Origin of the sequence: Methanococcus voltae PS, from assembly GCF_024807035.1 — an archaeon.
GTDB classification, from domain to species: domain Archaea; phylum AGJL01; class Methanococci; order Methanococcales; family Methanococcaceae; genus Methanococcus; species Methanococcus voltae.
The window spans coordinates 631,693-643,933 of the sequence record NZ_JANUCQ010000001.1 but is presented as its reverse complement, the minus strand read 5'-3'; the positions used below and the strand labels follow the sequence as shown (position 1 = coordinate 643,933).

12 protein-coding genes are annotated in these 12,241 nt (G+C 30.2%); 5 read left to right on the top strand and 7 right to left on the bottom strand.

All coding sequences use genetic code 11. From position 1 onward, the window contains the following. Positions 1 to 194: 194 nt before the first annotated feature. Complete coding sequence (locus M2325_RS02985; protein WP_209631526.1) at positions 195 to 536, top strand: P-II family nitrogen regulator; 342 nt, start codon at positions 195 to 197, stop codon at positions 534 to 536. An 88-nt stretch (positions 537 to 624) separates the two neighbouring features. Beyond that, positions 625 to 1,851 (top strand): ammonium transporter, encoded by a 1,227-nt coding sequence (locus M2325_RS02980; RefSeq protein ID WP_209590647.1) that lies wholly within the window; start codon positions 625 to 627, stop codon positions 1,849 to 1,851. Positions 1,852 to 2,073: 222 nt separating this feature from the next. Here M2325_RS02980 and pyrC read toward each other — a convergent pair whose 3' ends face one another. Genes pyrC through M2325_RS02965 form a run of 3 tightly spaced genes read right to left on the bottom strand, consistent with a single transcriptional unit; the run spans position 2,074 to position 5,392 of the window. After that, on the bottom strand, positions 2,074 to 3,411 hold the full coding sequence (gene pyrC, locus M2325_RS02975) for a dihydroorotase (RefSeq protein ID WP_259050770.1): 1,338 nt from the start codon (positions 3,409 to 3,411) through the stop codon (positions 2,074 to 2,076). Next, on the bottom strand, positions 3,401 to 4,495 hold the full coding sequence (locus M2325_RS02970; protein WP_259050766.1) for an RluA family pseudouridine synthase: 1,095 nt from the start codon (positions 4,493 to 4,495) through the stop codon (positions 3,401 to 3,403). The genes pyrC and M2325_RS02970 overlap by 11 nt, the downstream gene beginning before the upstream one ends. Before the next feature lie 18 nt (positions 4,496 to 4,513). After that, a complete protein-coding gene (locus tag M2325_RS02965) occupies positions 4,514 to 5,392 on the bottom strand; it encodes an AIR synthase related protein (RefSeq protein ID WP_259050765.1) in 879 nt (292 codons plus the stop codon). A gap of 165 nt (positions 5,393 to 5,557) precedes the next feature. On the opposite strand from M2325_RS02965, the gene aksF reads away from it, so the two are divergent. The 3 genes from aksF (at position 5,558) to M2325_RS02950 (ending at position 8,093) form a co-directional block, all read left to right on the top strand. Then, a complete protein-coding gene (gene aksF, locus M2325_RS02960; RefSeq protein WP_209631530.1) occupies positions 5,558 to 6,604 on the top strand; it encodes a homoisocitrate dehydrogenase in 1,047 nt (348 codons plus the stop codon). A gap of 160 nt (positions 6,605 to 6,764) precedes the next feature. After that, complete coding sequence (locus M2325_RS02955; RefSeq protein ID WP_259050764.1) at positions 6,765 to 7,439, top strand: nucleotidyltransferase domain-containing protein; 675 nt, start codon at positions 6,765 to 6,767, stop codon at positions 7,437 to 7,439. Between the two features lie 123 nt (positions 7,440 to 7,562). Then, positions 7,563 to 8,093 carry a HEPN domain-containing protein gene (locus M2325_RS02950; RefSeq protein ID WP_209590641.1) on the top strand — a complete coding sequence of 177 codons (531 nt, stop codon included), beginning with the start codon at positions 7,563 to 7,565 and terminating at the stop codon, positions 8,091 to 8,093. A 49-nt stretch (positions 8,094 to 8,142) separates the two neighbouring features. Here M2325_RS02950 and hdrB read toward each other — a convergent pair whose 3' ends face one another. From hdrB to ilvC, 4 genes are all read right to left on the bottom strand, one after another. Continuing rightward, on the bottom strand, positions 8,143 to 9,027 hold the full coding sequence (hdrB, locus tag M2325_RS02945) for a CoB--CoM heterodisulfide reductase subunit B (protein ID WP_209590640.1): 885 nt from the start codon (positions 9,025 to 9,027) through the stop codon (positions 8,143 to 8,145). A 133-nt stretch (positions 9,028 to 9,160) separates the two neighbouring features. After that, positions 9,161 to 9,718, bottom strand: a complete 558-nt coding sequence (hdrC, locus tag M2325_RS02940; RefSeq protein WP_209590639.1) for a CoB--CoM heterodisulfide reductase subunit C — start codon at positions 9,716 to 9,718, stop codon at positions 9,161 to 9,163. 660 nt (positions 9,719 to 10,378) lie between these two features. Continuing rightward, positions 10,379 to 10,900, bottom strand: a complete 522-nt coding sequence (locus M2325_RS02935; protein ID WP_209590638.1) for an arsenate reductase/protein-tyrosine-phosphatase family protein — start codon at positions 10,898 to 10,900, stop codon at positions 10,379 to 10,381. 165 nt (positions 10,901 to 11,065) lie between these two features. Continuing rightward, positions 11,066 to 12,055, bottom strand: a complete 990-nt coding sequence (ilvC, locus tag M2325_RS02930; protein WP_209590637.1) for a ketol-acid reductoisomerase — start codon at positions 12,053 to 12,055, stop codon at positions 11,066 to 11,068. Positions 12,056 to 12,241: the final 186 nt, after the last annotated feature.

Here is a 12,241-nt window from a genome sequence, read left to right as displayed (position 1 = left end):
CTAATTTTGCCATGTTATTTTTTCAGATATATTTATATATTTGAACATACAATACTAATATTAAGTCGGAATCGGAATTCCGGTTCCGGTAATATTAATAAGATATTACCAAATAATAATTATCAATACAAATTTAAAAACTTAAAAACACGAAAAATATCATTTATAAATCCAATAAAACAATGTGTGAAATTATGAAGAAAATTGAAGCTATTATACGTATGGAGAGGTTAAATATCGTTAAAACAGCACTCGCAGATAATGGATTCATAAGTTTAACAGTTTCCGAAGTAAAAGGTCGTGGTGTTCAAGGCGGTATAGTTGAAAGATACCGAACTTCCGAATACGTGGTTGACTTATTGCCAAAAATAAAACTTGAAATAGTTGTTTCAGATGATGAAAAAGACAAAGTAATCGAAATCATCAAAGAAAATGCTTACACTGGTAAAATGGGTGATGGAAAAATATTTGTAATTCCATTGGAGCAAGTAATAAGGATAAGAACTGGAGAAAATGGAAATACAGCTATTAAATGATAATTTATTAAATTTTAAAGAATTTGCATATAATTAATAAAAATGAATAAAATGAATAAAAAAATAAAATAACTAAAAAGGTGAATTTGTGGCTATAACAGAAATTGCAGGGGGTACGACGAACATTGCTCAGAGTTTGGCTAGTTTGGCTAATGCTGGGGACGTTATGTTCTTAGTATTTGCGGGTGTTCTCGTATTTGCAATGCAACTTGGATTTGCACTACTTGAAGGAGGACAAGTGCGTGAAAAGAACGTAAACAACGTTATGATGAAAAACATGACTGATTGGATGATTGCAGGTATTTCCTGGTTATTTGTAGGTTATATATTGTCAACGTCATTAAATCTTGGAGATTTAGTATCCTGGTGGGGAAATATACTAAGTGCGTCTTCATTGAGTAACTTGGATTTAGCGAACTGGTTCTTTGGTCTTACTTTTGCAGGTGCAGCATCTACGATTGTTTCTGGAGGGGTGGCTGAAAGGATTAAATTTAGTTCCTACATCCTGATTGCGATAGTAATTACTGCATTAATATACCCGATATGGGTACATATTGGTCCTTGGGGTGCCGGACTGTTACAATACGCAGATTATGCGGGTAGCTATGTAGTACACGGTTTGGGTGGATTCTTAGCTTTAGGTTTAGTAATAGCCCTTGGACCAAGAGCTGGAAGGTTTGTTAATGGCAAACCGGTCACAATTGCAGGTCACAATATACCAATGGCCACAATTGGGGCATTCGTACTTGCCATAGGCTGGTACGGTTTCAACGTGGGGAGCTCATTTGCTGTTGCGGATATATCCGGCATAGTTATTGCAACTACAACTATTGCAATGGCAGGGGGCGGAATAGGTGCTTTATTAGCTTCTAAAAATGATGTATTATTTACTGCAAACGGAATTGTGGCTGGATTGGTTGCAATCTGTGCCGGGACAAACATTGTGAGCCCAATCGGTGCTTTAGTCATTGGATTATTAGCGGGAATGCAATTGCCGTTCATGTACAAATTAATTGAAAAATTCGGTCTTGATGATGTTTGTGGCGTAGTACCAGTACACGGTACGGCGGGAATTCTTGGGGGAGTATTAACTGGTGTATTCGGATTAACTGCGTTAGGGGGTCTAGGAGGCGTAAGCTTACTAGAACAGGTAATAGCCGCAGTTTTAACCATCTTATTTGGAGTTATAGGGGGATATGGACTTGGTAAATTAGTAGGTGTCGTTACCAAAGGTCTAAGGGTTACGGATAATGAAGAACTTGTTGGTTTGGACATATCTGAACACAAATTGCCGGCATACCCTGGAAAACAGTAAAAACATTGAAAGAATTAAAATAAAAATAAAAATAAAAATAATAAGTTAAAATCTAATCCTATTAAACCTAAATTATATTAAATTATATTAAATTATATTAAATAATACCATATATTTCTAAATATTTCTAAAAAATGTATTAAAAATAAATATGCCATAAAAATACACGTAAAATCAAATTAAAATAAATTATAAAAGTTATTAATAGTTAATTTAAACATATTAATAATTTTTATAATATTTTCCATTTATTATTGTACCATATACCTTACATTTGAAGGTCATATTGTCATAAGGGCTAAATTTAGCCTTTGATTTAAACTCAGACGCTTTAATTGTAGTATTGTCACATAAATCAATTATAGTAATATTCGCCATATTGCTTACATTTAGACTGTTATTAATATCAAATATCTTAGAAGGATTTATAGACACCATTTTAATGGCGTCTTCCAATTTAATCTTTTTTTCTTTTGCCAAATTAAAAACAATCGGTACCAGAGTTTCGATACCTCCAATACCCGATGGACATTCTAAAATATTATCTTTCATTTTCTGCTCATAAGTATGAGGTGCGTGGTCTGTGGCGATTAAATCAACTGTTTTGTCAACTATTCCTTCAATTAATGCTAAATTATCCATTTTAGTCCTTAAAGGTGGATTAAACTTACCCAATCCTTTTAAATCTTCTGCCATTTCTTCATTTAATATTAAATGATGAGGTGCTACTTCACATGTAACAACCACATTTTTTAAAGCTTCTTTTGCTTTTTTTATAAGTGTTAAAGCTTCGCTTGTGGATACGTGGCAAAAATGCACTCTTGGAGTTATTCTGTTATTGACCACATCTTCTTCTTTGTCAATTTCAGATAAAACATTTAAGACTTCGTTAATGGCATTTATCTCGCTATACCTGTCTCTCATTTTACAGTGCGTTTTAAATTTAAATTTATCCATAGTTTGATTAAATTCTTCAACAAAATTTTTATGCTCTGCATGAATTGCAAAAAGTTTATTCTGCATTAAAATTTCTTTTAATTTGTAATAGTCCTTTATAAATAATTCTCCAACGGATTTAACCATGAAAATTTTGTAGAATTTCGCGTCATCGACTACATCGTTATAATTATTTTCTGTTACACCATATGCAAAATATAGGTTAATTGTGCATTTATCGTCTTTTGCTTTTTGCACTTTTTCATCAAAAAGTTGTTTTGTGATAGTAGGGGGATTGCTATTTGGCATATCTATCGCAAAACAAACCCCTCCGTTTAAACCAGCTTCGCAACCGGTTTTTAAGGTTTCTTTCTCATCGTTACCATATCTAAAATGAACGTGGGCGTCTATGACGCCACTAATCACTAATTTTTCGTTTAAATCGATTATAGGCAAATTTTTTTTAGTATTGGTATTGATATCAAGACTATCTTCAATTTTTGAAATTTTACCGTCTTTTATTTCAATATTTTTAATAAAAAATTTATCAATTTTATCATCATAAATTTTACAATTTTTTAAAATATAGTTATTTCCATACTGTTCTTGGTATTCAAAGCCCATAGTTATCCCCCATTAGTTGCTTAAACTCTTTTGGTGGTTCTTGAGTTAAGTTTATTAATTTATTTGTTCTAGGATGTATAAAAGTTGTCTTATAAGAATGTAGCATTAAACTAGAGTCTATAAAATCTTTATTTTCGTTACTATTATTGTTATTATTAGTTTTAGTATATAATTCGTCACCTAGTATTGGAAAACCCAAATAAGCCAAGTGTCTTCGTATTTGATGAGTTTTACCTGTAATTAACGAAGCTTTTAAAAGGGTAACGTTATTATTATCATTATATTGAATAATCTCAAAATTTGTATGTTCGACAATTTCGTCAGTATTTTTATCAGTTATAATTACTGAAAATTCGGTGTTTTTATTTTTATTATTATCCTTATTATTTGTTTTATTAACGATAATATCATTATCAACGTTAATATCAACGTTATGGATATTTAAATTATTTAAGTCCATTTTACCACAAATTATTGCTAAATATTCTTTTTTCATGCTCTTTTGAAATTGATTGGCTATTTTTTGGTGTGCAAAAGAATTTTTAGCAATTAAAACAATTCCCGTCGTGTCTCGGTCAATCCTGTTTATAAATCTAATTTTAAAGTCTTGTTTATTATCATTATTATCATTATTATCATTATTATTGTCTTTTTGATAATTTATTATTGCGTTTGCTAACGTTCCATTTTTTATGGTTTTAGTGGGGTGAACAACCATGTTTTTTGGCTTATTTACTGCTAAAATATCCATATCTTCGTAAACAATTTCTAATTTAGAGTTATAATTTTCTAAATTATTATTTGAATGAATTAAATTTTCATCTGTTTCTTCATTACTTCCCAAATAAATATTTATTATCTCATTATCCTTTATTTTTGATTTTAGAGATATATTCTTATTGTTTATGGTGATATACTTATGTTTATCAAATTTATTAATCGATTTTCGAGATAAGCCAATAATTTGTAAAATTTCAACTAATTTTTTACCGATAAATTGCTTATTTTTACAATCTTTTGAATTTACTTTGATTAACAAATTATTTGTATCCCCTTCGATTTCGTAATTAAATTTTGATATCATATTATACACCCATTTATCTTATTTTTTATAAGGGAAACTTCTAATTAATTCAATCATCCTATTCTTGTCGATATATTCGTCATTTCCAATTAAAAAACTTTTTTCTTTAGTTACTTTCCCAAAATTCATAATAGGACATCTATTTTCTAAAGAAATTTTTAAAACGTCGTTTAAACTTTCTTCAGGTATTGAAACTATATAAGTACCCAAATACCTTGTAGCCCTAGGATACGGTATAGAATTTAATTTGACACCCACTTTTGCCTTTAAAATCATTTCTAATAGATTACAGAGCCAGCCCCCTCTCGAAGCATCTTTACAAGCGTGTACTTCAACGTCATTTCTTAAGATTTCCAAGAATGTATCGTACTTGTTTTTAGCTTTTTGTGCTCTTTCACCTATATCACCTTCTATAGGGTGCCCTAACATTACTAAAACGTCATCAGACTTGGAACCTGCGTCATAAATTATTTTATCGCTTATTAACTCACCGTGAACCATTACACTAACACAGGATTTTAACTCTTCGATTGTTTGCGTGTTTCCCCCGATTATAGGTATATTAAGACCTACAGATTGCTTTTTTAGACCATCTATAACCATTTTAATCTCTTCGGGTTTTGCCTGTATTGAATCCATTGCAAATATTGGTTTGGCACCCATTGCTACAATATCGCAGGATGTGTGGATTAATGCGGTTTTAGAGCCCAATACTAAAGGATAGGGTCCTTCCATATTGTAAACTTTGTTACCTACGATTATTGAGTCGTCACCAGCTCTTATTCCTGCTTTTAAGTCGGGTATTTGAAGGTCCATATTCCAAAACTGCTTTCTAGGGTAGTTATTTTCGAGCATGTGCTCTATTGCGTGATTTATCTCATAATTGATACATTCCATAATTTCACCATAATTTTTACTAATTATATTATTTATATTACTTTATTAAATTGTAAAGTAGTATATAAGTAATAATTTATATAAAATATGCGTATGATAAGATATAGTACTTTTAAAAAATGAAATGCAAAAATAAATTAAAATAAGATGATATTAGACGATAACATGAACGATTTAAAAAATAAAAATTTTAAAATATGCGTGATAAAAGGCGACGGTATTGGGGTAGAAGTTGTTAACGAAACTTTGAGAATGTTAAAAGCTTACGAAAAAATTTTAAAATCTGTTAATTTTGAATTTATTGAAGCAAAAGCTGGCTTAACCGAATTCTTCAACAATAAAGACGCCATACCTAATGAAACAATTGAAACTGCAAAAAAGTGCGATGCAATTTTATTTGGGGCAATTACCTCCCCAAAACCTACGGAAATAGGCGAAGAACTTAATAAATTATATAAAAGTCCTATATTAACCCTTAGAAAAGAATTAGACCTTTATTCGAATGTTAGACCCACTATCGACTATAACTCAAATATCGATTTCGTAATCGTTAGGGAAAATACAGAGGGTCTTTATATTAAAGAAGAATACTACGACGAAGAAAACGAATTTGCAATTGCCAAAAGAAAAATTTCTAAAAAAGGTAGCGAAAGAATTGTAAGATTTGCTTTTGACTATGCAATATCAAATAATAGAAAAAAAGTGTCTTGTATTCATAAATCTAACGTTTTAAGAGTCACAGATGGCTTATTTTTAAAAACTTTTGAAAAAATTGCGAAAGATGAAAAATACAGAAATATAATCCATAATGACTATTTGGTGGATGCCACCGCAATGTATATTATAAAATCCCCTGAAATGTTTGACGTTATGGTAACAACCAATTTATTTGGTGATATTCTTTCAGATGAGGCTTCTGCATTAGGCGGAGGTTTAGGTTTGGCACCATCTGCCAATATTGGGGATAATTACGCGTTATTTGAACCAGTACACGGCTCTGCACCAGACATTGCAGGACAAGGGATTGCAAATCCAATGGCTACAATGTTATGTTGTGCCATGATGCTAGATTACTTAAAAATAGATAGTAAACCAATTAAAAATGCTGTAAAACGTGCATTCCTAGAAGGGAATACTACTGCAGATTTGGGTGGCTCTTTAAACACGAAAGAAGTTACAGATAAAATTATTGAGTATTTAACACTTGAATAAATTATAAAATCCTATTTTTAATTATTTTTACAATTATTCTTTTAAATTAGAATTATATTTTACGCTTTTATCGGCGTATAATATTTAATTGCCAATTTATGGCATAATATTGCCAAAAAATGGCAAAGATATATATAGATAAATAAATATATTATAGATTATGAAAGCTGTTGATAAAATATATTGGGCATATTATAATCAAAAATACAAAAAATCTGGCGATTTTGGATTTGAAAAAGACCAAGTTTATTATTTTAGCGAGTTGCGGGAGTTAACGGGGCTATCTCATAGTTCTTTGCAGAATTCACTTTCCAAAATGGAAAAAGACGGATTTATTGAAAAAATTAAGGAAAAATCAAATACCTATTATAAATTGACAAATAATAAGTTTAGTTATCTGAAATTTATAGGTTTTGACATCTATAAATTTGAAAAACTGAATAGAAATGTTAAAATGCCATTAAAAAGATTTATGGAAGAATGTCCTAAAAGTATTGATTTTATAATTCTTTTTGGCTCTGCTTCTCGAGGGGGGGAGCAAAGGGGTAGCGATATAGATTTATTGGTCGTACTTAGTAGTTTTGAAAATAAAGCCATTCAAAAATTATACGATGATGAAATGAGGAGTTTAATTGAAAAAGCGAAAAGGAAAGCCAATTCTAAATCATTATATCCGTTAAGTATATTTTATACGGATTATGATAATTATATCAAATATACTAATTATACCACAGATACGTCGGTAAAAACAGATAATATTGACTATTTATTGGAACAGGCAAAAAAAACGGGTTTTCCAATAATGGGGCATCAAAAATATTATGGAATATTTTAACTTTAATGTTAACTTTAATTAACTTGTATATTGGTTATTTTTTATCCCAATATATATTACTATACCATAATATATCTTAATTTATTTTAAATTATCTTTAATTTTAATTTTGAGGGGATTGTCGTGTTTATAATTACAAATTATTTTGATAATGAAAAAGAATTAAACTATAGGTTGAAAAAATACAAGCGTGAGAAAGTAATTGGAAAATTCAGTAATGCGAAAATGCTCGTAAATGCCCACGTTGAAAAAACAAATCACAATTTAGAGTTTGTAAACCATCTTATGGAAGATGAGAGCTCTGAATTTAATGATTGGAAAATTACTGGATTATACTATGCTGTTTACCATGCAAGTCTTGCATTAGTATGTTTAAAAGGTTATATATCTAAAAATCACACTGCGACACTGTTATTTTTAATAAAATATTATTCTGATAAATTAAATTCTGATGACATACATTTTATTGATGAATTAGCCCTTAATAAAGAAGATTTGCTATTTTATGCGGATTTAAAATCTGAACGTCAAAAAGCGAGTTATTCTACTACCTTAAATTTTTCAAATAAAACTGTTGAAGAATTGCGATTTAAATCGATTGAATATATAAATAAAGTTGAAGAAATCATTGAAAATTCCAAAAAAGTCAAATAAATAAGATTTAATTAAAAATAAATAAAATAAATTAGAATTTCTAATTAGATTAGTATCCTAATTTTTCCAATAATGGTTTAACTGAAATTTGGTGAACGTCTAAAGCTAATTCTTTAGGGTCCATTCCCATAGCTAAACCTAAGAGTTGTGATAAGTGGAGAACTGGTATGTTGTATTCATTACCCATTTTTTCCTTGATTTCAACTTGTCCTCTGTCGAATTGTAATTGACAGAATGGACATACGTTTACAATACAGTCAGCACCTGCTTCAACCATATTTTCTATTTTTTCATTGGTCATGCTTAAAGCTAAGTCTAATTCTTTAGCTCTTACACCACCACCTGCACCACAGCACATCATTTTGTCTTTGTATGCAACTGATTTAGCGCCTGTAGCTTCTACTAATTCATCTAACATAGTTGGTCTTTCTGCTGCACCCAAACCTTTTGCATCGGTTGGTTTTAAAAAGTGGCATCCGTAGTGTACACCTACATTTATAGCGCCCAAGTCTTTAACAACTTTTTCAGCGATAGCTTCTGGACCTAATTCTTTTGAGATTAATTCTGCAAAGTGTCTTACGTGTGTAGTTCCTTTGTATTCTTTGTCAACTTGTGCCAATTGTTCGTTCACAAATGCTAAAGCTTCTTTGTTATCGTGTAACATGTGTGCTGCTTCATATAATGAACCGTAGCATCCGTTACATACTGTTACGATATCTGTTCCTTTTTGTTCTGCAAGTACCAGGTTTCTTGCTGCTAATGTAACCCATGTTTTTTGGTCGAATGAACCAAATACCCCTGGAGCTGGACAGCATGAAGCTCCTTCAAGGTCTACTAATTCAACGCCTAATTTATCCATTACTGTTCTTGTAGCTGCTTCCACACCTGCATATCTGTTTGGCATGATACAACCGAGGAAAAATGCGTATTTCATAAAATCACCTGTGTTTTAATAATATTCGATTTTCTAAATATTGTTCTTAAATATTATAAATATTCTTAAATATAGTCGTCAAAAACTTAAATACGTGCATATTTACTTAAATTTAAATTGTGGGGGATTTAAATTATTCTTTTAATGATTTTGTTTCCCAATCAAATCCAATTAATTCATCAAATTTCAATCCTTTAACTAATGTTTGGATTTCGTTCATGTCCTTTTCGCTGAATTGTGCAATTGGAGCTTTTTCTGATAATCCGATTGATTTTCTTAACTTTGCTGTGTCAGCGTTTGCTGGTACTGCATGTCCTGCTTTTAAAACGTATAAAGCTGTCATTTTGTGAGCTTTTGCCATGTTGCCTTTTTGAGCTGCTAGGTTTCTTAACGATTTGATAACTTCTGTAACTTTAACATCTCTTGGACATCTTTCGAAGCATGTGTAGCATGTTACACATTTCCAGATATCGTCACTGTCTAAAACTTCTTCAACGCCCATTAAAGCTTGTCTAATAACTTTTCTTGTTCTGTATGCTGTTCTTCTACCACTTGGGCAGCTTCCTGTACATGTACCACATTGGTAGCATGCCTTAAATGATGCAGTTACATCTTCCCCAGGTACCGGGTCTCCTGCTGCTATGATTTTGTCTGCAAATTTCTTATCTGTTCCAGTTTCCATGTTTATCATAATATTACACCTCGACATTATATAGGCATATATATAATATATGAGTTGATGTTTACATTCACATATTATACAAGTGTATAATACCCTCTATTTTAAAATAGTATTTTAATATATTTGCCAAAAATCAAAATAAAAAATAATACCCTAAAAAATACATATTAACGTTTATTTTCTATTTTTAAAAATTAAAAATGTGTATAAGTGATATAGATAACATAAGGGCTATAATTTAATTATTCGTGCTTATTTTGTAATTTAATTCATAATAAATTAATATTTTAACTTTAAAATATTAATTAAAGCTTATATGATATTTAAATTTTAAAAAGAGATAAATTTATATAGTTATAGGGTTATTTAATAAAATTATGTTGGTAATATTTAAAATATCAACATAATTATAACTTATTTATTAATAACTTCATACTACACACACAAAAACATAAACAAAAGTGATTTAAATGGCAAAAGGTAAAAAAAGCAACGATAAAGGCGCAAACGCACCTAAAAAGGAAAACACACAAAAAGGAAAATCATCTAATAAATCAGCTGGAAAAGGTAAAAAATAGATTTTTAATTTAGTTTAACTTTTTCTTTAATTTTTTAGTTTTTAATTATTATTTTATTATTATTATTTTATTATTATTTTATTATTATTACTTACTCATATTCGTTTAAAGTTTCCGATAATTCTATAACTTTTCTTTGAATTTCGTCACGTACTTTTCTATAAAAATGAATGTCTTTTCCTTCAGGGTCTTCAATTTCCCAAGCAATATGTTTTTTTGAAGGTACATAAGGACAGGCTCCTATACAACCCATAGTTACAAGGATATCCACGCCTTTTATATCATTCATTACCTCTTCTACGGTTTCAGGCGTCTGTTTAACGGGTAATCCTATCTCATCCATTATTAAAACAACCATTTCGTCAATTTTATTATTTTCATTTTCATTTTCATTTTTATCCTTCTCTAGACCTGCACTATATGCGTCTAGCCCCTCATATTTTGCGAAACTCTCTGCCATTATGCTCCTTCTTTTATTATGGACGCATAAAAATAGTATTTTTTCTTTTTGCTGTCTTTTTGAATTTGTTGATTTACTAGCACATCTTTGATTTTTACATCCACAATCGCAAGTTAAATTTGATTTCGGTATTTTTTGATTTGAAATCATCATAATATCCCTCGTGGTTATTAATATATAATATTCAAATTATCTTATTAATATTTAGTTAATAATATTATATTTAAATATATGGATAAATTATATTAAAAAAATAGGAAAAACTTGGGTAAATTAGAAAAAAAGATAAATTATTATTAAATAATTTATTAAATAATTTTATTCTTTTTCTAAACCACATTTTTTCCTTAAATCAGCGCCTACTGTTTCAATGAGTAATTCTCCTTCCAATCTTCTCATTGAGTTTAAGTGAGGTTTTCCTGCTTGGTTTTCCAGAGCAAATTCTTTTGTAAATCTTCCGTCTTGGATTTCTTTCAAGATTTCTTTCATTGCTTCTTTTGATTCTTTTGTAACAACTCTTTCTCTTCTTGTAAGTCCACCGTATTCTGCTGTGTTACTTACATCGTTCCACATGTTTTTAAATCCTTTTTGGTAGATTAAATCAACGATTAATTTCAATTCGTGGCATGTTTCGAAGTAAGCCATTTCTGGAGCGTAACCCGCTTCAACGAGTGTTTCAAATCCTGCTTTGATTAATTCTGTAACACCACCACAGAGAACAGCTTGTTCACCGAATAAGTCGGTTTCTGTTTCTTCTCTGAATGTTGTTTGAATAACTCCTGCTCTTGTTAAGCCGATACCTTTTGCCATTCCTAATGCAACATCGTAAGCTTCGCCGGTTTCATCTTTTTCGATACAGATTAAACCAGGTACACCGAAACCTTCTTCGTATGTTTTTCTTACCATTTTTCCAGGTGATTTAGGAGCTACCATTGTTACATTTACACCTTTTGGTGGTACAATGTATTTAAAGTGGATATTGTAACCGTGTGAGAAGCTTAATGTATTACCTTCTTCTAAGTACTGTTTTATTTGTTTGTTGTATACATCGCCTTGTATTTCATCAGGGATTAATACGTGTATGATATCAGCCATTTTAGCAGCTTCTTCGATAGTGTATACTTCGTGACCGTCTTCCTTAGCAGCTTCCCAAGATGCGCCACCTTCTCTTAAACCCATTATAACATTTAAACCGCTTTCTTTCATGTTTAATGATTGAGCTCTACCTTGGCTACCGTATCCGATAACAGCTATTGTTTTGTTTTTTAATTTGTCGTAATTTGCTTCAGCATCGTAAAGTACTTGCATTTTGTCACCTGTATTTACATCTAATAGATTAAGTTAGTTTAAATTAATTTAAAGTAATTTACATTTGTGGTTTATTCCTGTAAGTTAAATTAAATATATATGCTATTTATATGCCAATTTAAAAGTAATATAAAAATAAAATTAATGTATGAATTGAATTGGATTTATTTGATATATTTAAGTTAT

Coding starts and splice junctions, on each gene's coding strand:
- M2325_RS02955 (WP_259050764.1), top strand. CDS start 6,765: ATGAAAGCTGTTGATAAAATATATTGGGCATATTATAATCAAAAATAC.
- M2325_RS02935 (WP_209590638.1), bottom strand. CDS start 10,900: ATGATGATTTCAAATCAAAAAATACCGAAATCAAATTTAACTTGCGAT.
- ilvC (WP_209590637.1), bottom strand. CDS start 12,055: ATGCAAGTACTTTACGATGCTGAAGCAAATTACGACAAATTAAAAAAC.
- pyrC (WP_259050770.1), bottom strand. CDS start 3,411: ATGGGCTTTGAATACCAAGAACAGTATGGAAATAACTATATTTTAAAA.
- M2325_RS02985 (WP_209631526.1), top strand. CDS start 195: ATGAAGAAAATTGAAGCTATTATACGTATGGAGAGGTTAAATATCGTT.
- hdrC (WP_209590639.1), bottom strand. CDS start 9,718: ATGATAAACATGGAAACTGGAACAGATAAGAAATTTGCAGACAAAATC.
- M2325_RS02970 (WP_259050766.1), bottom strand. CDS start 4,495: ATGATATCAAAATTTAATTACGAAATCGAAGGGGATACAAATAATTTG.
- aksF (WP_209631530.1), top strand. CDS start 5,558: ATGAACGATTTAAAAAATAAAAATTTTAAAATATGCGTGATAAAAGGC.
- hdrB (WP_209590640.1), bottom strand. CDS start 9,027: ATGAAATACGCATTTTTCCTCGGTTGTATCATGCCAAACAGATATGCA.
- M2325_RS02965 (WP_259050765.1), bottom strand. CDS start 5,392: ATGGAATGTATCAATTATGAGATAAATCACGCAATAGAGCACATGCTC.